Genomic DNA, 24253 nt, shown 5'->3' on the forward strand with positions numbered 1-24253 from the left:
AGGAGCATGCTGGCGGCCGCTGCCGTGGTGGCCATCGCGGCAGCGGGCTGCGGGAGCGGCACGTCGTCGCCGGGAAGCCTCATGGCGCGCGGCTCCTGCGAGCGGTCATCGCACGTAGCCGGATTGTGCGGGAAGCAGCGGGTTCTTGGTCGGTAATGGCGCCGCGAGCGACCAGTTCGAGGGTGAGGAGCGTGGCGACCGCCTCGATGGCCAGCAGAGCGATCAGGACGAACAACTGCACCGCCCCGGCGGCGAACGGGGAGGCACCGCCGAGCATCATGCCGACGAACGCTCCCGGCAGCGTGACCAGGCCGACGGTGCGGGTCTGGTCGATGGCGGGGACGAGGGCGGTGGCGGCCTTGTCACGGGCGATGAGCAGGCGCGCGTCGCGGTCGAGCATGCCGAGGGACAAGGCGGCCTCGACTTCGCCGTGCCGCTGGGCCAACTCGTCCAAGGCGCGGCGGCCAGAGAGATAGGTGGCGGTGAGCGCGCCCCCGATCAGGATGCCGGCGACAGGGATCACGCTGACGCCCTTGGGCGGCAGCAGTCCCGTGACCAGCAGCATGGTCAGCACAGGGGCGACACCGGCAGCGATGGGCGCGGCCGTCCACCACCAGGAACGGCCTTCGGTGAGGCGACGGCCACTCGTGCGCACCGCGACTGCATACATCACAACGACGAACACGGCCACCAGCGGCACGGAGGTGACGACGACGCCGATGATCAGGGAGACGACGGCCAACTGCACGGCGGCGCGGAGCCCGGCCCGCAGGACCGCCCGGGTGTGTCCGAGCCGGCCGAAGTGGCAGACGGCCACCGCGGCCGCCAAAAGCACCGCCATCGCCACAGCCAGGAAGGCGTTGACCGGCAACAGGCTCGTTCCAGATGACACCGCCCATACGTGTTGGGTCACGCGCGCAGCGTACGACGCCGCACCCCGAGGGCGAGATCATTCGCCCTCTCCTGGCCCATCTCACGCGGGCCCGGCATGCAAACCGGGACATCCTCGTGTTTGCCCTGGTTAGGGGTGGTGGGGCGCGTGGGACTCGAACCCACAAACTACGGATTAAAAGCCGATCCGTTTCGGAACCGCCGAGCCGACAACGAGCCGACATGGATCGTTGACGATCTTGTGGCCGCCTCGTGGATGCAGTCCTCCGCAAGCGGAGCCTTCACCGTCGATGGTGGATGTCCTGTGGGCGGCGCGGGCATCGGCCGGGCCCGTGAGCGCCGCTGACCGGTGTTCGGCTGGTCAGCGGTGCTCGGCGTGCCGCCAGAGGCCGGTCGGTGTGGAAGGAGGGGGCAGCGGTAGTCGCCCTGGGGGATTGGCGTGCGGCGAGCCGGTTCATCGCCGGGATGGCGCCGATGACCGCTCTGGCGGCGTGGTTGGCCAGCGGAATGGGCTGGGCGCTGGAGGACGTTGCTGCGGGAGCACCGGCCTGGGCGCAACGGTTCGCCGAGGTCGTAGGAGTTGATCTCGTCGGCGGTGCCGTCGTGCAGGTAGAACCGGGTAGCCGGGCGCGCGGGTTCCGAGCCCGTCGGCGGTCGCGCGAGACGTTGGCGACATGACACACCCGGCCCGACTTGCTTAACTATGGACGATCTTGTCGTTACTGTCGTACCCCAGGGTCGGCGAAGCGGTCACCGGAGGTAGCGATGAGGTCCGGACGGTGGATGCTCGTCGCCTGGCTGATCATAGGAGCGCTCGCTGGGGGACAGCGCCACTACTACACCCGATTTGACGGCAGCTGCGCTGGAATCGCCACGATCGGAATCACCTTGGTCTCCGGTCCGCTCAACTACATCGGTCTCAACCCCACCGCCAGCTGCAAGGTTCCCCAGCCGAGCAAGTGACCTGTCGGGCTCTACGACCGCGTCATCGTAAGGCCTTCTCTCGCCCATAACGCTTGGACGCGGTCACCGCACCCGCCGTTCACGGCGTTCAGGCCGATGGCACCGTCCCTTGCCGCAGCGTCAACTGGCGGAGGGCCATCATCATGTTGGGGTATGGCGGGGTGTTGTCGGTGAGCACGGCTCTCGTCACCTCCGGCGGCGCTTCTGGCGGCGGTGCTTGGAGGCGGAGCGCTGTTGCGGTGGCTTCTTACGGGTGGGCTGTTGCCGGGGATTGCGGCCACGGGAGCTATTGGGGGTGCGTCCGCGGACGATGCCGATCAGTTCCTCCATGAGGTCGGTCGTCACGGCCTCGAGCCAGGCCAGGCCGATCTGGGACTGAGGAGCGTCGGTCACGGTTCGGTAGGTGAGGTCTTTGCGGTGGTGGAGGCGGGCCAAAGACTGCGGGAGCAGCAGGACGCCGGCTCCCGACGCCACCAACTCGATCGCGCCGGCGGTGCTCTCAGGACGGGTGAAGGCAGGCTGCCCGGGGCGGTCGTCCCAGGTCAAGACCTCGTCGAGTGGCTCGAACACGTCCTCGTCGGCGAGATCGGCGAGCTCCACCTCCTCCACTGCGGCCACCGCGTGATCCTTTGGGACCACGACCACGGTCGTCTCCAGGTACAGCGGGATCACATGGAGGGCCTCGCGGTCGACGGGCAGGCGTACGAACGCCGCGTCCACGCCACCGTTCCGCAGCAGGGGGACGACCTCGGTCGCCGGCACCTGCAGCAGGCGAAGCGGCACCTCCCGGACCCGCTCGGCCCACACCTCGGCCCACTTCCCGGGCGTCACCCCCGGCACGTAGGCCAGCCGGAACTCACCATCGGTCACTTCGCCACCCTAGTCACGTCCAGGCCGTTCCCTCCCGCTGGCTACCCTTGAGGTCATGGGCACGTCCAAAGCGAAGACCCCGCAGACCATGAAGTCCGCGACCGCGGCCAAGAAGCTGGGGATCCTGCTGTCGGCAGCACCCGCCGAGTTCCAGGAAGGTCCTGTCTCCCGGGACGAATTGAACGCGCTCCAAGCCGACCCGCCCTCATGGCTGGCGGACCTGCGCCGTGAGGGCCCCCACCCCCGCCAAGTCGTCGCCGCCAAGCTCCGCGTCTCCGTCTCAGGTCTGGCCCGCGCCGGCATCACGGGCCCCCTCACCACGGCCGAGATCGAGAACCTGAAGGCGGAAAGGCCCGACTGGCTGGAACGCGAGCAAGCCGTCCAAGCCGATGTCCGCAAGGAGGAACTCCGCCTCAAGCAGCAGCGCGCCAAGGCCTGACTCACGTGGTGCCCCCGGCCGCGCGCACCGCCACACCGCTGCTCGCGATGTAGGCCGCGTGGGTCAAGGCGCCCTGCATTCTCAGCAAGCGCAGCGCCCGAGGCCGCGTACGGCTCCTACAGACGGCCACTACCTCGTCCACGGCGCGCTGGCGACGGGCGACGGCACGCATCGAGCCTGACTCTTGATACAGGTCAGGTTCCCGGCTGCGGGGGTGAGGGCGCCCAGCGGTCTGCCAGCAGCCTGAAGCTGGGCACATCATCGAGCGATATCGAGTATTCGTAGGTCCGTTCATAGCCGATGCCACTGATGCGCCACCCGCCGTCCGCGCAGCGCCGATACGTCTCCTCGTAGAAGGCGGATCCGCGGATCAGCACCCGGAACGCCTTGGCGATGACGGTGTCCTCCAGGCACCAGGTGCCCTCGGCCCTGTCGCCGTCGACCCGGATCTCGGGTTGGCCCGCGAAGTGCACCGTGGTGATCTCGGGACCGAGATTGCCGCGCATGTAGTCGACGATGGCATCGCGGCCTTCCAGGCGCAGCGGCTCGCCGACCGCGCGGGTTCCGTAGGCGCCCAGGGCGTCCTCGGTGAGGGTGCCGGCGAACCCGTCCCAGTCCTTCAGGTCCAGGCAGCGCAAGTAGCGGTACTTCACCTGACGGATCTCTTCCAGGGCATTCAGATCCATGCGACGTAGCTTGCTCGACACCGCCGCCATTGACAAGAACGCGTTCTAAATTCCCGAGGCGTCCCTCCCGCTCGGCGTTCGGCACGTCGGCCAGGTAGCCGTCCCGGACTTGGGGCGTGACCACGGCCTTGGGTTCGGTGAAGAACTCGCGGCTGTACATGCCGCCTTCACGTCCGCCGCCGGAGCCGCCGACGTTGCCGAACGGGGCGCGCAGGTCGCGGACGAAGAAGCAGTTGACCCACACGGTTGTGCCTGCCGAGAACTACGTCCGTGCAGGTGAGACGTGGGGCGTGATCTGCTGCTGCAATGGCTGCAAAGCAGACCACGCGTCAGTCCGGAGAAATGGTCATGGTCGATGCGGTCGCCGAGGTTGTGGAAGCAGGCGTCGTAGTCAGGGCCGAGCGCGTCGATCAAGGCGGTGACCAGGTCCCAGGCGCGTGCTCAGTAGTCCAAGGTCAGCGCGTGGCGCCACAGCAGCGCTTCCCGGTGCCGCTCGGGCAGGTCGTCCAGGCCGACCGGCTGCATCTGCGGCAGGTCGTCCGGGGGCAGTGCTGCGCTGGCCATCAATCGCTATGTGTACTCGCGGATTTTCAGCAGCGCCCGTCCCGCGGCCGAGGCGCCGTGCTAACAGCTCGCGCCAGATGTGGCCGACATCATCGGTCGGTGACTACGCCCAGGCGGGATCACGGCCGGTCAGGCCGAGGATGCGGTCCAAGGTGGGTGCGTCGGCCGGCACCGCGACCTCCGGTCCGTACATGCCCATCTCCCGCCCCTGCTCCACGCTGGCGAACACCGTGTCGTGCAGATGCGTCAGCAGGTCGGCGGGCAGTTCCAGCCGCTGCCCGGTCGCGACCGCCAGGTCCCAGCCGTGCATGGCCAGCTCGCCGACGATCATGTCGCCCAAAACGGGCGCGGGCAGCGTCTGCGGTGTGCCCATGCTCGTCTCGCCCTCCCAGGCGCTCGGCGGCGCCCACGACGACGTGATGTCGTCCAGCAGGGCGAGCAGGCGGCCGCGCCAGTCGCCGACCGCCAGGTCCACCTCGGACTCGGTGCCCGGCGGCTGCGGAACGGACTCCTTGCGGCCGCCGCCGGCGAGCGACGGGCCCCAGAACAGGAGGTGGTTGACCAGTGCCCGCACGTCGTGTGTGGACCAGGTATCAGCGCCACACGTTCCACAGCCCGTCGCCGGCGCTCGCGCCATGGGTGGAGCGGTACTGGGAGGCTCGCTGGGACTACGCCGAGCCCTACCGGCAGAAGATCGTGCCGTGCCCGAACGTGCACCTGTCGTTCGGCGGCGGCCGCGCGGACGTCAACGGCGTGTGCAGCGGCTACCAGATCAAGGTCCTCGAGGGCCGCGATCATGTCTTCGGCGTCGCGTTCCGGCCGGGCTGCTTCCGCCCGTTCCTCGGTGCCTCCGTCTCGACGATCACCGACCGCGTCGTCCCGGCGACCGAGGTGTTCGGCCCGGACCTGCCCACGACGCTCGACGTGTCGACCGTGGACGCGTTCCTGCTGAAACACCTGCCGGACGACGACCCCAGGGTGCGCCAGGCGGTGGCCGCGGTCGAGCTGATCGCCAAGGACAAGTCCGTGACCAGGGTCGAGCGCCTCGCCGGCGAGCTGGGGCTGAGCGTGCGGGGGCTGCAACGGCTGTTCGCGGAGTACGTCGGCATCGTGCCCAAGCGGGTGATCCGCCGCTACCGCCTGCACGAGGTGACCGCACGCATGGCCGCCGGCGGGACGATCGACTGGGCCGCGCTGGCGGCAGACCTCGGCTACGCCGACCAGGGCCACTTCATCCGCGACTTCAAGGGCATGTTCGGCGAGCAACCGACCTGGTACGCGCAGCGGTATTAACTGAACATCCGACCGCGTCCGATGCCGAGGAAGTGATCGGACGCCGGATCGCGTCAGAAGTGCCCGAGTAGGTCAGGTCTGACGAATTCGCACACCAGACACGTCAACAATGTCCTTGATCAATGCCCATAGGCCGGCGGAGCGCGAGGTCGATCGCGACTGCGGCGGTCCACGACTGGGGACGGCCGCCGAGCGGCTCGGCGGTGAACGGCTGGTAGTACTCCGCGAACACGCCGTCGGTGAGCTGGTCGAGGGCGGTTTCGCGCAGCCGCTCGGCGGCGGCGCCCTCGCCCGAACGCTCCAGGCCCCAGGCGAGCAGCAGGTTCATCGGCGGCCACTGTGGCCCCCGCCAGTACCGGGCGGCGTCGAAGTCGGGGGACTCCGGACTCGTGCTGGGAGGCAACGCGTAGGCGAACTCCGGATGCCCGGACCAGGCCGGGGATGCGAGCAGGTCCACCAGGCTGCTGCGGCGGCGGGCGTCGAGCCCGCCGCACAGTAGCGGCGCGAACCCCGCGATCGTCTGCGTCCGGATGATGACTCCCGTGCGCAGATCCACGTCGGCGGCGAAGCCGCGGTCGTCGGTCGTGCCGAGCACGCCGGCGCGGAACCGCTCGGCGTACCGGAGCAGCTCGTCGCCGCCCCTGAGCCCGAGGTCATCGCCAACGGCGGCGAGTTCCTCGTTGGCGGCGGCGAAAATGGCGCTGGCGAACGCGTCCGCGACCCGGAAGCTGAGCGACCTGCGCGCCTTCGCGTCGTCGTAGTCGGCCCGCCGCAGCTCCTCGATCAGCCACTGGTACTTGGCGTACTCAGCTTCGGTCGGGCGCTGCGCCGGCGCGCCGAGCGCGTCGAGGTCGGAACGGTGGAACGGGTGGAACGCCGGGTCGGGGACGACCGCGGCGTACGGCGCGTCCCAGCGGGGGGAGTTGTCCATGCCGCTCTCCCAGCCGTGGTAGATGGTGAGCAGCCCCCGGCCCTCCGGGTCCCGATGCTCGGCCAGGTACCGGTGCCAGGCGAGCAGCGATGGCCACAGCGCGCGGATCCGCTCGACGGCGTCGTGCCGCTCGGCTGCATCGGCGGTCCGTGCGGCGTCCAGGATCCGCCGCACGGCGAGCGCGTGCACGGGAGGCTGGATCAGCCCGCTTGTCGCCGTGCCGTCGGGCGCGTCCGGGGAGGTGTCCTGGGTTGCCCACCGCTCCGGCCCGGGCTCGTACAGGGGAGCGCCGGCGGAGAAGACGATGTGCGGCACCATGCCGGTACGCCACTGCGCGGCGAAGAGCGTCTCCAGTTCGGTGAGCGCGCGGCCGACCGACAGTCGCGCCAGACCGATCGCGACGAACGCCGCGTCCCAACTCCACATGTGCGGGTACAGCCGCGGTGCCGCCACCGTCAGCGCGCCGCGGTCGTTGCTCCGCAGCACGTACGCCGCCCGCGCGGCCACCCCCGCCCGGCTCAGCCGGTCGACGACCCGCCGCTCTTCGCTGCCGTTCACTTCCATTCCCCGATCGCCGGATCCCACGTCATGCATCAGTCATCACTCGGCCGGACTCCGGGTCGTAGCACCGTGTCCGCTCCGGGCGCGGCTTGAGCCACAGCTCGTCTCCTGGGTCCACCGGGAACTCCGGCGGTACCTGGACCTTGAGCCGCTGGTCCCCGATCAGGGCGGTGACCAGCGTCGTGCTGCCGAGCGGCTCGGCCACCTCGGCGACCGCGCGCAGCCCGCCGTCGTGCTCGGCCCGGTGCGCCGTGATCGTCTCCGCCCGGATGCCGACCCGCACCGGCCCCTCGGGCAGCCGGGACCAGGCCGCGGGCGCGGTCATCCGCTGCGCGCCGACCTCCACGTACGCCCGGTCGCCGGTCCGTCGGAGGGTTCCGTCGAGGAAGTTCATCGGCGGGCTGCCGATGAAGCCGCCGACGAAAACCGAGGCGGGCGAGTCGTACACGTCGAGCGGCGGCCCGGACTGCACGATCTCCCCGTCCTTCATCACGGCCACCCGTTCGCCCAGGGACAGCGCCTCGACCTGGTCGTGGGTGACGTAGACGCAGGTGGTGCCCAGCTCGGTGAGCAACTTCTTGAGTTCGGCGCGGAACTCCAGACGCAGGAGGGCGTCGAGGTTGGACAGCGGCTCGTCCATGAGCAGCACGTCCGGCTCCATCACGATGGCCCGGGCGACCGCGACGCGCTGCCGCTGGCCGCCGGACAACTGCGCCGGGTAGCGGTCCAGATAGTCCTCCAGCCGCAGCAGTCCGGCCGCCCATTCCACCTTCTCCCGGATGACGGCCTTGTCGGTCTTTCGCATTGCCAGGCCGAAGCCGATGTTGTCGACGACCTTCTTGTGCGGAAACACCGCGTAGCTCTGAAAGACCATGGACAGATTGCGTTCCCTCGGCGGCCGATAGGTGACGTCCGCCCCGCCGATGCGAACTGTGCCGGAGTCGGGCAACTCCAGCCCAGCGATCATCCGCAGCAACGTGGTCTTTCCGCAGCCGGACGGCCCGAGCAGGACGAGGAACTCCCCGTCGGCCACCGTGAGTGTGATGTCCCGCGTGGCCGGCGCCGTGGTGCCGGAATAGGTCTTGAAAAGGTGTGAGATCTCAACCTCAGCCATTTTCTGCGCGTTCCTATCGGAGGGTTGTTCCCCACATGTTCACCAGATAGCGGCGCATGAGGAAGACGAATACGAGGGCCGGCAGGACGAGCGCGAAGCCGCCGACGAAGCGGTAGGCGAGCGGGCTGTCCTGGAGGGAGGCGAGCACTTGGGCGGGCAGCGTACGGTTGGTCAGCGTGAGCACGGCCGCCCCCAGCACCTCGTTCCAGGACAGGATGAAGGTGAAGACCGAGGAGGCGGCGATGCCCGGCAGCGCCAGCGGCGCGACCACCCGCCGGAACGCCATGAACGGCGTGCATCCGAAGACGAGCGCGGCCTCCTCGACGTCGCGCGGGACTGCCGTGAAGATGCTCGCGGTGATCAGCACGGTCGTCGGCACGGCGAAGGCCGTGTGCAGCAGGGCGACCGCGGCGATCGTGTCCGACATGCCCGCGGTGATGAACATCTCTGTCAGCGGCACCGACAGCACGACGATGGGCAGCGCCCGCGTGAACAGCAGGAACAACTGGTAGGCGTCCCGGCCTCGGAAGACGTGCCGGGCGATGGCGTACCCGGCCGGGGTTCCGATGGCGAGCGACAGCACCAGGGTGAGCAGGCCGACCACGACGCTGTTCAGGAAGCTGGGCACGACGCCGGTCGCGCCGAGGAAGGAGTGCAGCGTCTCGGTGGAGACGTCGGTCGGCAGGAAGTTCTTGGGGAACCTCTCGAGTGCGTCGCGCGAGGAGAACGCGGCCAGCGTGATGAGGTACATCGGCAGCGCCATGAAGCCGGTGATGGCCAGGCAGGCGAGCTGCAGCAGGATCCGCCGGCGCCGCAGCCGGGCCAGCGGCGCCCGGTCGGCATCGGGCGCGGTCTCCCTCGTCTTCGGACTCCCCTTCAGACGCGCGGTCATCGCGCCTCCCCCGTGACGCCGGGACGGCGCAACGCCCGCAGGTAGACCGCCGCGGTGAACATCGACACGGCGAGGATCACCATGGCGACCGCGGACGCGACCTGGGGGTTCTGCCGGACCGAGTACCACTGGTACGTCTCGCCGATGAGCAGCGGGAAGTTCCGGCCGGTCAGGGCCTGCGCGACGGCGAACGCCTGGAAGGCCAGGATCGTCCGGAGGATCAGCGCGACCTGGATGCTCGGCCTCAGCAGCGGCAGCGTCACGTGCCGCAGCCGCTGCCACAGGGTCGCGCCGAAGACCTGGGCCGCCTCGTCGTACTCCTTCGGGATCACGCTGAGGCCGCCGACGAGGATGATGAACACGAGCGAGGTGGCCCGCCACAGCTCGGCGATGACGACGGCCATCAGCATCGTCGCCGGGTGCTGGTAGGAGAGCCACTCGTACCCGGAGTCGCTGATGCCGAGGTCGTGCAGCAGGGAGTTCAGGTACCCCTGGTCCGCGAAGATCGACAGCCACACCAGCCCGGCGGCGAGGTCGGAGACCGCCAACGGCACCGCCCATGCGTAGAAGTAGAAGCCGGACAGCCTGGGCCGGGCCCGGAGCAGCAGCGCCATCGTGATCGCCAGCGCGAACTGCAGCGGGATCACGATGACGATGAGCAGGAGCGTGTTGCGGACGGCCGGCCAGAACGACGGGTCGGCGGCCATCCGCCGCACGTTCTCCCAGCCGAACCCGCCGCCGGGGTTCTCGACCGAGGTCAGCATCCCGCGGACCGCGGGCCAGGCGAACAGGGCCAGGATGAAAATCGTGGAGGGGATGAGCAGCAGGTAGGGGGTCGGAGGTCGAATCCCCCGCGAGGGCTTCTTCGCCGCCGCCATCAGCCCACCTTGCAGGGGGCGTCGACGCTCACCGGGTCCGGTCGCCAGCACGTCGCCTTGGCGTCGTCCAGGATCTGCTGGAACTGCTTGGCCTGACCGTCGAGCGTTTTCCGGATGTCCTTGCGGTCCAGGACGATGCTCTTGAAGAGGTTCTTGTACAACGCGCTCACCTCCGCCTCCTTGGCACCCAAGCCGACCGGCGACAGCGCGAGGAGCGCGTCGGGGGCGTCTTGCTGGGCGGTGACCGCCTTGGCCTCCAAGCGGATGCCGGCCGGTAGGTCGGACGGAATGTCGGCCTTGACCGTCGGAAAGAACGCATTCTGTCGGAGCACGTCGACCTGGATGTCCGGCTTGGCCATGGCCTGGATGAGCTTCTTGGCCTCGTCCTGGCGCTTGGCGCCCTTCGGGATCGCGAACGCGGCGAGCACCGCCATGTAGCCGCGTCCCTTCGGCCCGGCCGGTGCGGGGACCATGACGAAGTCGTTCGGAGCGTTCTTCGGCGCGTCCACGAGGCGGGCGACATGGTCCCAGGCGACCTGGACCTCTCCGGAGGCAAGGGGCTCCTGCATGAACTCGAAGTTCGTGCTCGCCGGCACCATGTACGACCACAGCTCCCGCATGTACTCCCACATCTGAACCGCGGCGTCGCTGCGGAACGTCGTCACCTGGCCGCCGGTGAACGAGGGGTACAGATATCCCTGGAACCACCGGTGCAGCAGCGAGTTGGGCCCCGCCGGGATGCCGAAGACCGGCTTCTTCGCCTTGGCCTTCGCCGCTTTCGCCCAGGCGAGGAATTGGTCGTAGGTGAGCTTGTTGACGTCCGCGCCCGAGGGCAGGTGCTCCAGTGCCTTCTTGTTGACCGCGATGACGTACGTCGCCTGCATCCACGGGATGACGTACGTCTTGCCGGTCCCGAACTTGGCCAGGTCGAGGGCGTCCTCGGAGAATCCGGCAGAAGGGAGGGCGGCTGCCACGTCGGACAGGTCCTCGAGCCTGTCGGGGGCGAACTGCGCGAGCTCGCCGTACAGGCCGCCGATCAGGTTGACCGTAGGCTTCTTGGCCCGGAGCTCGGCGTTCAGCCGCGCGGCGAACTGCCCGGGGTCGGCCGCCACGTACTGGGCGCCGCCGTTGGCCCCGCCGAGGATCTTGCGGAAACGCTCGCCCTCCTCCACGGGCTTGAACTGCGTGGAGAGGAAGACGAGTTTGCCGTCGCCGCCCCCGCTGGTGCCGAAGCCGCAGGCCGACAGGAGGGGCGCCGCGACGCCGGCGGTGAGGCCCGCGCGCAGCAGGGATCGGCGGGAGATCGTGTACGTACGCTCCTCGGGAATGACCATCGGCCCGTTCTCCTCTCTACCGACGATCGAGCGTGAACCGCCGGCCTCGTACGGGAACACCGCCGCCGAACTTCGTCCATCAAGCGACAACTTCGTCCACGTACATAGACATAGTTTCGGAAAGATGGTGATCTGGGCAGGTCGCGCGCGGCAAGTAGGTCGACATAACACATAGGTAACGTTTCATCGCCGCGGCGGTAAGGTTACGGCTCGTCTCCACTGACGGATCGTCCATCCGGACAGACCCCGACCTGGCTGAGCCACCGGACCACGCGGTTCGGATGAACACCGGCGATCCGGCATTGTTCACCGGCCCCCGGCACGCGGGCGACGTCTGATCGGTCCCGCCCGCGACCGGTTCGGGCGGCGGGTCGACGACGGTCAGTCGGTGCCGGGCAGCGGCTCGGCAGCCGCGATGCGCGCGTCGACGACGTCGGTGGAGAACACCCGGTCCACCACCATGGAAGCCGCGCCGACAACGCCGGCGCGCGGCCCCAGCCGGCCCTCGCCGATCCGAAGCCCGCGGGTCGAACGGTATTGGACGCCCTGAAAGGCGACCTCCCGGACCTCGCCGACCAGGTGCTCGCCGGTCCTGGCCAGTGCACCGGAGATGATCAGGACCCCCGGGTTGACCACGCTCACGACCATGGCGAGGACCTCTCCGAGAGCGCGGCCCGCCTCGCGGGTGAGACGCACCGCGTCGGGATGCCCGGCCATGGCGAGCCGCACGACATCGGACACGTCGTGTACCGAGGGTTCGAGCGCGGACAGCCGGCGCGCCAGCGCGGCGCCGCCGGCCACTGCGGCCAGGCAGCCGTGGGACCCGCAGGCGCAGAGCACATCGTCGTAGCCGCGCAGCCGCACGTGGCCGATCTCGCCGGCCGCGCCGCCGACGCCGCGCAGCACCCGGCCGCCCTCCACGATCCCGGCTCCGATGCCGGTACCCACCTTGACCAGCAGCAACGGTGGAGAGTCCGGCCCGGCGGCGGTGTACTCGCCGAGGGCCATCACATTGGCGTCGTTGTCGAGCAGGATCGGCCCGGGGAAGTGCCCCGCGAGGTCGGCGGGGATGTCGTACTCATCCCACCCGGGGGCGAGCGGAGTCTGGATGCTGCGCCCGGTGCGCACGTCCACGGGGAGCGGAAGTCCGATCCCCACGCCGCAGACCTCGGCGAGCGACCTGCCGCACTCCTCCAGCAGCACATGGAACTGGGTCGTCACCCACCCCAGGACCTTCTCCGGCCCCTCGGTGATCACCGTCTGGCCGGTCGTCTCGGCGAGCGTGCGGCCGACCAGGTTCACCACGGCCACCCGGGCGTGCGTGGCTCCCAGATCGGCGGCGAGGACCACGGCGGAACCTTCGTCGATCTTCAGTACGCTCGGGCGGCGGCCGCCGGTGGAGATGTCGACGCCCTCCTCGCGCAGGTATCCGTGGCGAACCAGCTGGTCCACCCGCTGCGCGACCGTCGACCTGGCCAGTCCGGTCAGCTCCATGAGATCGCGACGCGTCCGCGCCTGCCCTTCGCGGACGAACTGAAGCAGTTGTCCGGCCGAGGGCGCGCTGGCCTTCGGCATACCGCTCCTCCCCTTTCCTCGGCGACGCACCTCCTGACCGGTGCCGGGAACGCGGCCGCCGGCGGGAGGCACCGCCCGCAGTGATTTTCGCACGAGGTTATCCGGCTCGGTCCACCACCTGACCGCAGCCCGCGCCCACGTCCTCGGCGCCCTGTACGCCGCCGCGGGGCCGTCGGCGGCCCCATGGAATAACGCTGATGCGACGTCCGCTGTCATCATCGACGAAGGAGATGAGGGGGACGAAGAACATGGCAACCGAGAGGGCGTTGCTCGCGGGCGGCTGTTTCTGGGGTATGGAAGAGCTGTTCCGGCGGCAGCCCGGAGTGGTCTCCACGCGGGTCGGCTACAGCGGCGGCGATGTGCCCAACGCCACCTACCGCAACCACGGGTCCCACGCCGAGACCATCGAGGTCGTCTACACCCCCGACCAGACCGACTTCCGGGCGCTGCTGGAATTCTTCTTCCAGATCCACGATCCCACGACCGTGAACCGGCAGGGCAACGACATCGGCACCAGCTACCGCTCCGCGATCTTCTACACCTCGGACGAGCAGCGGAAGGTCGCCGAGGACACTATCGCCGACGTCGACGCCTCCGGCCTGTGGCCGGGCAAGGTCGTTACCGAGGTGACCGCCGCCGGCGACTTCTGGGAAGCCGAGCCCGAGCACCAGGACTACCTGCAGAAGTACCCGAACGGCTACACATGCCACTTCCCCCGCCCCGGCTGGAGGCTGCCCAAGCGGACCGCAGGAGCCTGACGCTGCGGGACGGCGCGCGGGTCAGCGCGCGCCGTCCTCGGCGATGCGCTCGAAGACGGTCGGGCACTGGCGTCAGGCGAGGACCGTCGCCGAGCGCCCCTCGTCCACGATGTACGCGCCTGCGGAGATCGCGCCGAGGTTCGCGGGATTGAGGGTCAGCGAGACGACGCCGCCAGGCAGGACGCGCGAGCGCTCCTCGACGGTTGCGAACGTCGCGGGCGTCGATCCGTCCGGGAACAGGCGCTTCCCGGTCCCGACGACGACGGGGAACTGGAGCTCCTTGCCGAGAAGCTCCTTGAGGCGGCGGATCTCGTCGACCAGGTCGCCGCGTAGGACCATCGTCGGGCTCCAGTCGGCTCTCGTCGGTCAGCGTCGAGCTGACGACATACTTCGGCAGCGTGTTGAGCTTGGCAGCGATCAGGTCGTCGGGTTCGGTGACCTTCGGCCAGTACCCGCCGAGCAGGCCGAAGCTCGTGCGGCCGAACAGGAACGCGTCGGCCTCGCGGAACCAGCTCTCGACGACCTCGGTGGTGTGCGCCGAGGCGTGCGGGACGAGCCACCCGCCGCGGTCGAAGCCGTCGGAGCGGTCCTCGTCAGCGGCTCCGGGTCCTTGCATGACGCCGTCGAGCCCGACGAAGTGTTGACGCTGAGCAGCACGGTTCTCCTCCGGAATTCGGATCGCTGTCGGCCGGCCAGGGCCGGCCGACAGGCGGACGCCGGCTGCCGGGCCGAGAGCGGGTCTTGTACAGGAACGACATCGCCGCATGGCCGCCCGCCTGCAGCTCGCGCGCGGTGCGCCCGACGTAGCGGCGTAGCGCATGTGCCAGGCGGGCCTGGTCGAAGTACCCGAGAGTCTCGATGACCGTGTGCCGGTCGTGGCCGTCGCGCAGCATCGTGGCCCGGCGTTCGCGCTGTCGATCTGCGTCACGGCGGTTCGCGATAGTCCGGTGATCGCGCGGTAGCGGCGCTGAAGGGCCCGCTCGGTCGGGCCGGCCTCGGGATGCTCGGCGCTGTGCTCCTCGTCCCGAGGCGTGACCGCACCAGCAGACCCGCGTCCTGCGGTCGCCGGACGAAGTGCTCGACGGTCTCGTACGTCGGCGCCTCCCAGTCCTCGCCGCCGATGGCGATCCTGCCCGAGTCCGTCACTGGGAACGACGCGTACCTGTCGATGATCGAGGCTGCAGAATGCGGCCGAAGGACCGTGCCGAGTGCGAACCGGATACCGAGGAACTCGGCGTCCGGCGGGACCGGTGCGGTGGTCGCCTTCGTCTCCGGCCCGCGCAGGCCGACGAGCAAGCGTCCTGGCGTCCGCGAATGGATCAGATGCCAGCAGGTGCGCGCTGCGCGAACAGCTTGAGTCCGTTTTCGCTTGCGGGCACAAGCGGCAGTTACGGATCGAAAGGGAGACCAAGTCAGTGCGACCGTCGTGGGGTCAGAGGACGGTCCGAAGTTTGTGCGTGAAGCGGTGCATGTTGGGGTCCAGAGTGGCGATCGGAGCGGCGAGGATCTCCGAGGGACTCATCCAACCGATGCCTGCGAACTCGCGGCGATCGAATGAGGTGACGTCGTCCAAGGAGCGCGTGAGGTACCAGAAGGAGACGTCTGTGTGCTGACCCGCTCCGCGGGTCTGCGCCCAGGTCGCGAAGAAGGGGCGCTCGGCGGACGCTGAGTCCGGTGCCATGACCTCCACGCCGAGTTCCTCACGACTTTCGCGTCGGACGGTGCACCAGGGCTCTTCCCCGGGCTCGACATGTCCGCCCGGCGGAAGGCGCAGCCCAGCGAGCCGGTGATCGACCATCAGAATGCGCCCGTGTCTGATCAGGATGGCGTAGCTCACCAGGTGGATGGGCGGCACGTCAGGTTTGCGCGTCCGATACAACGGAGCCCCGCTAGTGATCCACTCGATTGTCCGCTGACGATGCCGCTCCTCCAGCCCGTCCCACGGTTCGAGGTCGCTCAAAAGCCGCAGGAGGTGACTGCGCTCGCGGGCGTCACGATCGGACATGCCGGCATCATGCCGGATACAGCGGTGTGGTTGGCGGCTGCCGGGTGGTGCGTGGCTCTGAGGGCCCGCCAACCGGAGCTGCCGTCGTGCAGTCGAGTGAGGGCCATGGCAGGTGACGAGCATGGGCGCGACAAGGCTGCTTGACCTGCACGGATGTGGTTCTCGGCAGGAACAAGGCGCTGGCCTCCCGCGCCGAAGCGCGCATCAAGATTGCGACCTGGATCGCCGACTTCTACACCACTCAACGCAGGCACAGCGCCGGCGGCGGGCTCGCCCCGATCACCTTCGAACAGCAGTCCCAGGCCCGCGCCGCGCGAGCAGCCCTCCTCGAACAACTGACCCGACCACACCACTTTGTAGCCGGCGCCCACCTCGACTCACCTGGCATCGCCCGCGTAACCCCGTCCGGCGACGGTTATGCGCTGGAATACCTCGCACCACCGATCGGCTGATCGGGCCTGTCGGCTCCGGGCCGCGCCCGCGATGGCGGCCAAGGAGGGCAAGCTCCGTCTGGTCCGGCTGGTCGCCACCCGACGGTACCGGCCGTATCCAGCCGATGACCTACAGGAAGGACAGCCCGCCACAACGCCTTTGCGCTCGCGGCGGCTCGCAGCCATCTCGCTGTCAGTCGAGTCGGCTCTCGTCGATCGAGGTCAGGCGATCGGCGGCGTCGGGGTCCGCTTCGCCGATGCGGTGCAGCAGGCGGTGCAGCAGGGCATGGAGAGCCTCGAAGTCCTCGGGACTGGTCAGTTCGGTCCACCGTTGCTCGATCCGGTCTCCCGCGCCGGCCGCCACCGGCTGGACCGCTCTTCCCCGCTCGGTGAGCACGATCAGCCGGGACCGGCCATCGCGGGGGTTGGGGCGGCGTCCCAGGTAGCCGGCCCGTTCGAGCTGGTCGACCGACTGCGCCATGGTCTGTTTGCGGACTCCGGCGCGCACCGCCAGGTCGCGGACTGTGACTCCCTCCGGCGGGACGAACGGGAACACCTTCGCGTCCCCGGACCGGATGTCGCCGAAGCCCGCCTCGGCAAGGGCCGCCTCGATGCCGACGGTGTACTCGCGGTGGAGCAGGCGCAGGAGCAGCGACAGCCGCGATCGCCTCGAAGAGAGGTCTCCCTTCATATTGACAGGCTCCTGTCTACTTTCTAAGTTTGTCAGGTACCTGTCTAGTATGTCATTTCCTCGGGGAGCCTGCCATGCCCACCGCACATGTCCTGGACTCGACGATCTTCTACCGGGAGCTCGGGGCGGGGCCGACCCCGACGATCTTCCTGCACGGCAACCCAACGTCGTCGTATTTGTGGCGGCACATCCTGCCCGCGGTTGGTGCGTCCGGCCGGTGCCTGGCGCCAGACCTGATCGGCATGGGCGAGTCCGGTAAGCCCGACATCGCCTACAGCTTCGACGACCACGCGCGGTACCTCGACGCCTGGTTCGATGCTCTCGAACTGGACAGGGTCGTGCTGGTCGGCCATGACTGGGGCGGCGCGCTCGCCTTCGACTGGGCTGCCCGCCACCCCGGACGGGTGCGCGGCATCGCCTTCACCGAGACGATCGTGAAACCGATGTCCTGGACAGAGTTCCCCGCCGGCGCCCGCCCGCTGTTCGAATCGATGCGGACGCCCGGGGTCGGCGAGGCGATGGTGCTGGAGGACAACGCCTTCATCGAGCAGGCTCTGCCGCGCACCGTCCCCGGGCTGAGCGAGGAGGACCTCGCGGTCTACGGCCGGCCCTATCCCACCCGGCGCAGCAGGGTTCCGTTGCTGCAGTGGCCGCGGTCGATGCCGCTGGACGGCGAGCCGGCCGACGTCGTCGCCAGGATCGACGCCTATGACCGATGGCTGACCGACAGCGCGGACGTGCCCAAGCTTCTGCTCGCCTTCGAACCCGGCGAGAGCACGATGATGAGTACGCAGATCATCGACTGGTGCGCCGCGCACATGTCCGCGCTGGAGATCCAGACGCACGGGAAGGCCGGCCACCACACGCCCGAGGACCAGCCCGAGGCCATCGCCGTTTCGCTGGTCGCCTGGCTGGAGGAGCACGGCCTGCTCTCCGCCGAGGAGGGCCGAGCGTGATGCGCGCGATCCGACAGCATGCGTTCGGTGGCCCCGAGGAACTCCGGCTGGAGGAGGTGCCCGACCCCCATCCGACCACTGACCAGGTGCGGATCCGGGTCGAGTCGGCGGGTGTCCACCTGCTGGACACGATCATCCGCCAGGGGGCGGGCGGGCCGCGGGTCGCGCCCCGCCTGCCCATGACACCGGGCCGGGAGGTCGCCGGAACGATCGACGAGGTCGGCGCGGACGCCGAGACCGGCCTTCTCGGTCGACGCGTTGTGGCCGACCTCGGTCTGGCGGGCGGCGGGTACGCCGAACTGGCTCTGGCGTCTACCGCGGCCGTCCACATCCTGCCGGACGGTGTCGAGGCCGACTCCGCCGTGGCGATGGTCGGCACCGGCCGGACGGCCATGGCGATCCTCGAACTCGCGGCGCCGGCCGCCGGCGACGTCGTCGTGGTCACCGCGGCCGCCGGTGGGATCGGGACTCTGCTGGTGCAGGCGTGCCGTGCGGCCGGCGCAACGGTCGTCGGTGTCGCGGGCGGTCCCGGAAAGGTGACGCTCGTCCGCCGGATCGGCGCCGACCACGCCATCGACTACACCCGCGCCGTCGGCGCACGCATCCTGCAGCGTCCGGGCGGCACCCGCCGCTGGAACGCGCCGCCCTGGAAGCGCTCTACGACGAACGCCTCATCCCGGTGATCGGCCAGCGGTTCGCCCTGGCCGACGCCCCAGCCGCCCACACCGCCCTGCATTCACGCGCGACCACCGGAAAGACGGTCCTGCGCCCGTGATCGCCGCACTCTCATGGATGAACGAACTGAGGAGCGAGGCATCATGCTCCACCGCATTCTGCGCGCAGCCGCCGCGGCAGGCCTCCCGTCTGGACTACAGCCACCTGTACTGGGACTTCCCGGTCCAGCCCGGTCACTGCTCCTACGCCCCGCCACGCCAGGGTCGATCCGCTGAAGGTGCAGCGGGTGGATCGGCTGCCGCCGCTCGTTCTCCTTGGCCGTGCGAACCAGGACACCGAGGCTCAGTCCGGTCTTAAGGTGCAGCGGTGCCGTCATGGCGCCGGGGTGGTTCGAGCCGTTCACGTTCGGCAAGACGTCCCCTCTCGGGGGTAAGCCGGTGGCACGAGTCAAAAGGTCGGCGAAGAAAGGCGGGCAGGGGCGTGTTCCTCTTCGACGCCGCGCTTGCCGAACAGGCCGTGGCGGAGGCCTTCACAGGCCTCACGGCCGCGGTGCGGAGACCGTGGTGTGAAGCGGTGTCGTTGGGGGCGGCGCTGGCGAGGGCGGCGGTGATGGACGTGGTGAGCGCGGCGGCTGCGGTGGCGTACACGGCCGCCGCTGCGGCGGACCGTCGGGCGTTGGCTGGGGGAAGGCGGGTCTCGATGCGAAGCGCCGATCACGTCAGTGAGCCTTCCCGTCCGGTCCTGCAGAGCCTGGATCGGTCACCGTGCTCGGCCGGTGGTGGGCGTGCAATCCGGCCGGTCGGTGTGGCCGAAGCTGCGTAGGGTGCCTGCATAAGGTGTGGTGACACCTGGCAGCGAGAGGTACCGGCCCCATGAGGCTCGAACTCACCAACCACGAGGCCCTGCACGGGTGGGGCGTCGTCAACAACAGTGCCGCTTGGCATGCTCAGCGCAACCGCAAGCCTCCTGCGGCAGAACAGGCGGTCGGGGACATCCTCTTCAGGGCCTACGACTGCCGGACCGACACCACGACCACGGTCGAGCTCAGCAACGACGAGCGCGCGAGCTTCGCCGAGCTGGTCAGCGAACACATCGCGGCCTGGGTGAAGCGCGGCCAGGAGAACGCCGCCACACCTCACCTGCGCTCGCTGGTCATGAAACTGGGCGGCTGACATCCCCGCACCAGGCGGCCCGCAACGAAAGTTCCGCCTCGCCGAGGCTGCCCTGTGGGCCGAGTACGCCCAGGCGTGCCGTTGAGTTCGCCGGTTGGACGGTCTGCTCAGGCGAAGGGCGGCGGACCACTTCCGAGCAGCGTGATGACGTCAGACCAGGCTTCGGAACCGCCGAGCGTGACCTGTGCCTCGCGGCCGTCGGGAAGTCTCAGCGTCCGGTCGTGCGGGTCGTCGGCATCGAAGTCGGTGATGGTCACGGTCCCGGACCACTCCCGCTGCTTCGCGCGCAGATCGACGTAGACCTCGACCTCGGATCCGCCGCTGCTGATCAGGGTGGCGGGCCCCCGGTAGCGGCTCACGCCCGGATCTTCTCATCCAGGCTGCTGTGGACTGTGTTCATGAAGACGCACCATAGCGTTGAGGTCGGACGTTCCCGGCCGTGCCGCTTCAATACTCGTCGCGCGGCCCGGCACTGAGGCCGCGTTCACCGCGTACGAGACCGTCCTGTTCCCCGGGTCGCAGCCGCGGCCACCGGGGCCGCACAGGACCACCGACTCTGCTTCGATGACAACGCCCCGCATGGTCTTGCCGGCCTTTCCGCCGGCTACGGGTCCTCGCCGGCGCCTCTGGCCAACCGTCTCCGACCATCCTGCGCGAATGGCTCAAGCAGTGGGAAGAGGCCGGGCGCCCCCGCCTTCACTCGGGTCGGCGTCAAGGTGGCGCCTTCCACGGTCTGGGAGATCCTCAACGACGCCGGCATCGATCCGGCACCCCAGCGTGCCTCCACCACCTGGGCCGACTTCCTGCGTTCCCAGGCAGAGGCGCTGCTGGCGTGTGACTTCCTGGAGACCGTGGCCCTCACCGGCGCCCGCATGTACGTGCTCGCGGTCATCGAGCACCACACCCGCCGCATCTGAGCCGCACTGGGTTCCGTGCAGGATCTCAAGGCTCGACACTGCGCAGCGCTTTGAACACCGCGCTCCGGGACGGGCTCATCGCCGAGAACCCGGCGCTGCTGGCAATGCCCCCGGCGCGGCGGCCGCGAGCAGCGGTGTGGACCGCCGCCCGGGTCGAGCATTGGGGACGGACCGGGGAGCATCCGGCGGTGGCGGTGTGGACTGCCGAGCAGACCGCCGCATTCCTGCATGCCATCCGCGGCCACCGCCTCTACGCCGCCTACCACCTGATCGCGCCGCGGGAGCTGCGCCGTGGCGAGGCGCCCGGGCTGCGCTGGGTGGACGTGGACCTGGAACACGGCACCGCGACCATCTCTCAGCAACTGCAGCGGCGGAATGGACGGCTGGAGCCCTGCCCGCCCAAGACCGCGCACAGCGCCCGCGTGATCGCGTTGGATCGCACCACGATCGCCGCGCTGCGAGCCCACCGCGTCCGGCGGGAGGCGGAGGCCGCCGCCTACGGTGACCGATACCGCGACGGCGGGTATGTGTTCACCAACCTCAACGGCGATCCGGTAAGTCCGGGGCGGCTTACGCACGTGTTCCAGGGCCTGCTGGCGGAGTACCGGCTACCGCCGGTCCGGCTGCACGACCTGCGGCACGGCGCGGCCACGCTGGCGCTGGCGGCCGGGGTGGAGTTGAAGGTGGCGCAGGAGATGCTCGGGCATTCCAGCGTCGTGCTGACCGCCGACACCTACACCAGCGTCCTCCCCAAGCTCGCGCACATCGCCGCTGAAAAGACTGCCACGCACGTACTGCGTGCCGGGTGGCGGGTGCCCGGCACCCGACGACGGCGACGACCATCGAGCCCCAGAGGGCGATCTGCCACCGCGCGTGCTGGTGGCCGGTCCACCGCGGCGCTGGCTGCGTGATTGAGAGCGTCCGCTCCGCGTCCTGTGTCGTCTACCGCGGAAGGGCTAACTGAACAATCAGACCGTGTCCGGTGCCGAGGAGGGGCCGGACGCCGGATCGCTGTTGCCCGGCTGTCGGTCGGATGATGATGCCCGTGGGAGCTGGCGAGGCGTGTCCGGAGCCTGCTGTTTGTGGCCTCAGGTCGGCCCCAGGCGGGCCCCAAGCGTGATCACCGGTGCACCCGGCGCCGGCAACCCTGCCTGACCAGCATGGATGGAGTCTTCGGCAAGCGCACTCCCAGAAAGCGACGTCTGAACAGCCGCAGCGGTTCAGCGGACGCCGAGCACCTCACACCTCCAGCACCTGCACTCCGGCATCCGCGAGGGCTGCCCCCGTGTCCGGATCGACCGGAGCGTTCGTGATGACCACGTCCAGGTCGGTGGCATCGCAGACCTTCGCCATACCGGTGCCCGGGAACTTGCCGGCGTCGGCGACGAGGACCACCTGCCCGCTGGCCGCGATCATGGCTCGTTTGACCGGCACCTCGACCACCGTCGTGTCCATGACGGTTCCGGTCGGCCGTATCCCGCTGGTGCCGAGGACAAGCCGGTCCGCGTGGATCTGCCGCAGGTTGTCCTCCGTCAGGTAGCCGACCAGCGACCGGTAGTCACGGCGCAGCATGCCGCCGAGAACGACGAGTTGGACGTGCTGGTCGTCGGCCAGCGTCTCGACCACCGGGAGGCTGCTGGTGACGACCGTCAGCGCCCGGCCCCGTAGGTGCCGCGCCACCATGTGCGCGGTCGTGCCGATGTCGAGCAGCACGGTCTCGCCGTCCTGGATCAGCTCGGCGCAGCGCAGCGCGACGGCGTCCTTCTCGGCGGGCCGGACCTCGGCGACGTCCGTGAAGGGGTCGTCATGGCCCTCGACCGGCATCGCACCACCGTGCACCCGTTTGAGCAGGCCCTCCTCGTCGAGCTTTTGCAGATCGCGGCGTATGGTGGCGAGGCTCGCCGCCAAGCGCTCGGCCAGCGTCTCCACCGTCACCGGCCCTTCGGAGCGCAGGATGCGGAGGATCAGCTCATGGCGTCGGTCCCGGAGCATGCGTCGACCGTACTCGCGCAAGACCGATCACCACCAGACATTCTCCATCACGCTCCTGCGCGTCGGCTCTCGTGGGCGCACGAGCCGACGTGCGCTCCCCACCTGCCCGCCGTCGCGGCGAACCAACCGACGCCTCCGTCAATTTCAAGCAAGAGCACTCACACATGTGAACGATCCTGCCGACCCTTGCGCGTCTCGTCCCGCCCGGGACACAATTCAGCGCACTACCCGCCCGGGCGGAGGCCATGGGCTGGGACGCCTCGTTGTCATGGAGGGTGCGCGATGACCGGACTGAAGCGACGTACGGGAAAGGGTCTGGTCTCCCTCGTGACTGGCGCCGTGCTGGCGCTCGCCGTGGGCACGTCCGCCGCAAGCGCGGACGCGGGCGAGGACAGGACCGCGCGGGCCCGTGCCAGATCGGCCGTCGACGCGATGATGGGGTTCTACGACCAGGCGAGCGGACGCTGGCAGCCCGAGAGCCCCTGGTGGCAGTCGGGCAACGCGCTCCAGGCACTCCTCGACTACATGGCGCGGACCCGCTCGACCCGCTACCTGCCCCAGGTGAAGAACACCATCGAGCTCCAGCGCAAGCCGCTGCCCTGGTGGCCGCAGGGCGGCGGCGAGTTCCGCGCGGACTCCACCGACGACACCGGCTGGTGGGCGCTGGCGATGGTCCGCATGTACGACCTCACCCGCGACAACAGGTACCTGAAGATCGCCGAGACCGACGAGGCGTACATGCGCCAGTACTGGGACGACACCTGCGGCGGCGGCATCTGGTGGGACCTGCCCGGGAAGACCTACAAGAACGCCATCAGCAACGAGCTCTACCTCAAACTGGCCGCCTCCCTGCACAACCGGATCCCGGGCGACACCGAGTACCTCGCCCACGCGCGCCATGCCTGGCGCTGGTTCGCCCGCAGCGGGATGATCAACGGATCCCACCTTGTCAACGACGGCCTGGCGACGCAGAGCGGAAGCTGCGGCAACAACGGCGGCACCACCTGGACGTACAACCAGGGCGTGATCCTGGGCGGCCTGACGGAGCTGCACCGCGCCACCGGCGACCCGTCCCTGCTCGCCACCGCCCGGCGGATCGCCGACGCCGTGACCACCGACCCGGGCCTGTCACCGCGCGGAATCCTCACCGAACCCTGCGAGGCCGCCGCCACGTGCAACTCCGACCAGGCGGCGTTCAAGGGCATCTTCGCGCGGAACCTCGCCGAACTCGACCGCGCGCTCCCCGGCCACCCGTACCGGAACTACCTGACGACCCAGGCCCGCTCCGCCTTCACCTACGACCGGAACAACGCCGACCAGTACGGCCTGCGCTGGACGGGCCCGTTCGACCAGGCCGACATCGCCCGCCAGGAGTCCGCCGTAAGCCTGCTCGCCGCCGTCCTGTAACCACTGAGCGAACGGACTCGCCCGCTCACGACGACGTCGCCACATCCGCCACGCCATGTGAACGCCGGCCGGCGGATGTGGCGATGGCGTTCAGGCGCCCGCGCTGGTCAGCAGCCCGTCGATGAGCTGTGCAAAGGCCTCGCGATGGGCGCGACGGTGTCCGCGGTCGGCCAGGTACTGCATGGTGATGCCGTCGATGATCACGACGAACCCGCGGGGCGAGCGACGGCGGGGTCATCGCCAGGGACTTTGCCTGCG

General features: G+C 69.5%; 28 protein-coding genes. 11 read left to right on the forward strand and 17 right to left on the reverse strand.

Annotated features, from left to right (window positions below):
- Nucleotides 1–79: 79 nt before the first annotated feature.
- Nucleotides 80–871 (reverse strand): ABC transporter permease, encoded by a 792-nt coding sequence (locus ACQPZP_RS04425; RefSeq protein ID WP_433476348.1) that lies wholly within the window; start codon nt 869–871, stop codon nt 80–82.
- 1169 nt (nt 872–2040) lie between these two features.
- Nucleotides 2041–2724, reverse strand: a complete 684-nt coding sequence (locus tag ACQPZP_RS04430) for a LysR family transcriptional regulator substrate-binding protein (protein ID WP_433476349.1) — start codon at nt 2722–2724, stop codon at nt 2041–2043.
- 55 nt (nt 2725–2779) lie between these two features.
- Between ACQPZP_RS04430 and ACQPZP_RS04435 the strand changes: the two genes are divergently transcribed.
- Nucleotides 2780–3163, forward strand: a complete 384-nt coding sequence (locus tag ACQPZP_RS04435; RefSeq protein ID WP_433476350.1) for a DUF5997 family protein — start codon at nt 2780–2782, stop codon at nt 3161–3163.
- Between the two features lie 194 nt (nt 3164–3357).
- Here ACQPZP_RS04435 and ACQPZP_RS04440 read toward each other — a convergent pair whose 3' ends face one another.
- The 3 genes from ACQPZP_RS04440 to ACQPZP_RS04450 all read right to left on the reverse strand — a co-directional run bounded on the left by ACQPZP_RS04440 (nt 3358) and on the right by ACQPZP_RS04450 (nt 4987).
- Entirely contained in the window at nt 3358–3849 is a 492-nt protein-coding gene (locus tag ACQPZP_RS04440) for a nuclear transport factor 2 family protein (RefSeq protein WP_433476351.1), read from the reverse strand.
- Nucleotides 3850–4290: 441 nt separating this feature from the next.
- A complete protein-coding gene (locus ACQPZP_RS04445; RefSeq protein WP_433476352.1) occupies nt 4291–4413 on the reverse strand; it encodes a hypothetical protein in 123 nt (40 codons plus the stop codon).
- 103 nt (nt 4414–4516) lie between these two features.
- Entirely contained in the window at nt 4517–4987 is a 471-nt protein-coding gene (locus ACQPZP_RS04450; RefSeq protein ID WP_433476353.1) for a TIGR03086 family metal-binding protein, read from the reverse strand.
- On the opposite strand from ACQPZP_RS04450, the gene ACQPZP_RS04455 reads away from it, so the two are divergent.
- Nucleotides 4978–5706, forward strand: a complete 729-nt coding sequence (locus tag ACQPZP_RS04455) for an AraC family transcriptional regulator (protein ID WP_433476354.1) — start codon at nt 4978–4980, stop codon at nt 5704–5706. The genes ACQPZP_RS04450 and ACQPZP_RS04455 overlap by 10 nt on opposite strands.
- Before the next feature lie 103 nt (nt 5707–5809).
- Here ACQPZP_RS04455 and ggh read toward each other — a convergent pair whose 3' ends face one another.
- The 6 genes from ggh to ACQPZP_RS04485 form a co-directional block, all read right to left on the reverse strand.
- Complete coding sequence (gene ggh / locus ACQPZP_RS04460; protein WP_433476355.1) at nt 5810–7195, reverse strand: glucosylglycerate hydrolase; 1386 nt, start codon at nt 7193–7195, stop codon at nt 5810–5812.
- A 28-nt stretch (nt 7196–7223) separates the two neighbouring features.
- Entirely contained in the window at nt 7224–8312 is a 1089-nt protein-coding gene (locus tag ACQPZP_RS04465; RefSeq protein WP_433476356.1) for an ABC transporter ATP-binding protein, read from the reverse strand.
- 13 nt (nt 8313–8325) lie between these two features.
- Entirely contained in the window at nt 8326–9204 is an 879-nt protein-coding gene (locus tag ACQPZP_RS04470) for a carbohydrate ABC transporter permease (RefSeq protein WP_433476357.1), read from the reverse strand.
- Nucleotides 9201–10082 (reverse strand): carbohydrate ABC transporter permease, encoded by an 882-nt coding sequence (locus ACQPZP_RS04475; RefSeq protein ID WP_433476358.1) that lies wholly within the window; start codon nt 10080–10082, stop codon nt 9201–9203. Before ACQPZP_RS04475 ends, ACQPZP_RS04470 begins: the two co-directional genes overlap by 4 nt.
- Nucleotides 10082–11416: an ABC transporter substrate-binding protein gene (locus tag ACQPZP_RS04480; protein WP_433476359.1), complete on the reverse strand. Its 1335-nt coding sequence runs from the start codon at nt 11414–11416 to the stop codon at nt 10082–10084. Before ACQPZP_RS04480 ends, ACQPZP_RS04475 begins: the two co-directional genes overlap by 1 nt.
- A gap of 381 nt (nt 11417–11797) precedes the next feature.
- Nucleotides 11798–12991: an ROK family transcriptional regulator gene (locus ACQPZP_RS04485; RefSeq protein WP_433476360.1), complete on the reverse strand. Its 1194-nt coding sequence runs from the start codon at nt 12989–12991 to the stop codon at nt 11798–11800.
- A gap of 248 nt (nt 12992–13239) precedes the next feature.
- On the opposite strand from ACQPZP_RS04485, the gene msrA reads away from it, so the two are divergent.
- The gene (gene msrA, locus ACQPZP_RS04490; protein ID WP_433476361.1) at nt 13240–13749 is read left to right on the forward strand and encodes a peptide-methionine (S)-S-oxide reductase MsrA; all 510 of its coding nucleotides are present in this window, start codon (nt 13240–13242) and stop codon (nt 13747–13749) included.
- Between the two features lie 72 nt (nt 13750–13821).
- Here msrA and ACQPZP_RS04495 read toward each other — a convergent pair whose 3' ends face one another.
- From ACQPZP_RS04495 to ACQPZP_RS04505, 3 genes are all read right to left on the reverse strand, one after another.
- Nucleotides 13822–14088: a hypothetical protein gene (locus ACQPZP_RS04495; protein WP_433476362.1), complete on the reverse strand. Its 267-nt coding sequence runs from the start codon at nt 14086–14088 to the stop codon at nt 13822–13824.
- A 585-nt stretch (nt 14089–14673) separates the two neighbouring features.
- Nucleotides 14674–15045 (reverse strand): hypothetical protein, encoded by a 372-nt coding sequence (locus ACQPZP_RS04500; protein ID WP_433476363.1) that lies wholly within the window; start codon nt 15043–15045, stop codon nt 14674–14676.
- Between the two features lie 136 nt (nt 15046–15181).
- Complete coding sequence (locus ACQPZP_RS04505; RefSeq protein WP_433476364.1) at nt 15182–15754, reverse strand: NUDIX domain-containing protein; 573 nt, start codon at nt 15752–15754, stop codon at nt 15182–15184.
- 140 nt (nt 15755–15894) lie between these two features.
- On the opposite strand from ACQPZP_RS04505, the gene ACQPZP_RS04510 reads away from it, so the two are divergent.
- Nucleotides 15895–16206, forward strand: coding sequence for a hypothetical protein (locus tag ACQPZP_RS04510; RefSeq protein WP_433476365.1), 312 nt, complete (start codon nt 15895–15897; stop codon nt 16204–16206).
- A gap of 172 nt (nt 16207–16378) precedes the next feature.
- Here the strand turns inward: ACQPZP_RS04510 and ACQPZP_RS04515 are convergent, their stop codons facing one another.
- The gene (locus ACQPZP_RS04515) at nt 16379–16876 is read right to left on the reverse strand and encodes a MarR family winged helix-turn-helix transcriptional regulator (protein ID WP_433476366.1); all 498 of its coding nucleotides are present in this window, start codon (nt 16874–16876) and stop codon (nt 16379–16381) included.
- 74 nt (nt 16877–16950) lie between these two features.
- Between ACQPZP_RS04515 and ACQPZP_RS04520 the strand changes: the two genes are divergently transcribed.
- From ACQPZP_RS04520 to ACQPZP_RS04535, 4 genes are all read left to right on the forward strand, one after another.
- The gene (locus tag ACQPZP_RS04520) at nt 16951–17832 is read left to right on the forward strand and encodes a haloalkane dehalogenase (RefSeq protein ID WP_433476367.1); all 882 of its coding nucleotides are present in this window, start codon (nt 16951–16953) and stop codon (nt 17830–17832) included.
- Nucleotides 17832–18515 carry an alcohol dehydrogenase catalytic domain-containing protein gene (locus tag ACQPZP_RS04525; RefSeq protein ID WP_433476368.1) on the forward strand — a complete coding sequence of 228 codons (684 nt, stop codon included), beginning with the start codon at nt 17832–17834 and terminating at the stop codon, nt 18513–18515. The genes ACQPZP_RS04520 and ACQPZP_RS04525 overlap by 1 nt, the downstream gene beginning before the upstream one ends.
- Nucleotides 18512–18607 carry a hypothetical protein gene (locus ACQPZP_RS04530; RefSeq protein WP_433476369.1) on the forward strand — a complete coding sequence of 32 codons (96 nt, stop codon included), beginning with the start codon at nt 18512–18514 and terminating at the stop codon, nt 18605–18607. Before ACQPZP_RS04525 ends, ACQPZP_RS04530 begins: the two co-directional genes overlap by 4 nt.
- A gap of 772 nt (nt 18608–19379) precedes the next feature.
- The gene (locus tag ACQPZP_RS04535; RefSeq protein ID WP_433476370.1) at nt 19380–19679 is read left to right on the forward strand and encodes a hypothetical protein; all 300 of its coding nucleotides are present in this window, start codon (nt 19380–19382) and stop codon (nt 19677–19679) included.
- 107 nt (nt 19680–19786) lie between these two features.
- Here the strand turns inward: ACQPZP_RS04535 and ACQPZP_RS04540 are convergent, their stop codons facing one another.
- Nucleotides 19787–20038, reverse strand: coding sequence for a DUF4873 domain-containing protein (locus tag ACQPZP_RS04540; protein ID WP_433476371.1), 252 nt, complete (start codon nt 20036–20038; stop codon nt 19787–19789).
- 357 nt (nt 20039–20395) lie between these two features.
- On the opposite strand from ACQPZP_RS04540, the gene ACQPZP_RS04545 reads away from it, so the two are divergent.
- The gene (locus ACQPZP_RS04545; RefSeq protein WP_433476372.1) at nt 20396–20596 is read left to right on the forward strand and encodes a hypothetical protein; all 201 of its coding nucleotides are present in this window, start codon (nt 20396–20398) and stop codon (nt 20594–20596) included.
- A 50-nt stretch (nt 20597–20646) separates the two neighbouring features.
- The gene (locus ACQPZP_RS04550) at nt 20647–21507 is read left to right on the forward strand and encodes a site-specific integrase (protein ID WP_433476373.1); all 861 of its coding nucleotides are present in this window, start codon (nt 20647–20649) and stop codon (nt 21505–21507) included.
- Between the two features lie 328 nt (nt 21508–21835).
- Here the strand turns inward: ACQPZP_RS04550 and ACQPZP_RS04555 are convergent, their stop codons facing one another.
- On the reverse strand, nt 21836–22588 hold the full coding sequence (locus ACQPZP_RS04555) for a DeoR/GlpR family DNA-binding transcription regulator (protein WP_433476374.1): 753 nt from the start codon (nt 22586–22588) through the stop codon (nt 21836–21838).
- Nucleotides 22589–22870: 282 nt separating this feature from the next.
- Here ACQPZP_RS04555 and ACQPZP_RS04560 point away from each other — a divergent pair, with 282 nt between their 5' ends.
- Nucleotides 22871–23995, forward strand: coding sequence for a glycoside hydrolase family 76 protein (locus ACQPZP_RS04560; RefSeq protein WP_433476375.1), 1125 nt, complete (start codon nt 22871–22873; stop codon nt 23993–23995).
- The last annotated feature ends 258 nt before the right edge of the window (nt 23996–24253 follow it).

Origin of the sequence: Spirillospora sp. CA-142024 (genome assembly GCF_050942325.1) — a bacterium.
GTDB lineage: Bacteria > Actinomycetota > Actinomycetes > Streptosporangiales > Streptosporangiaceae > Spirillospora.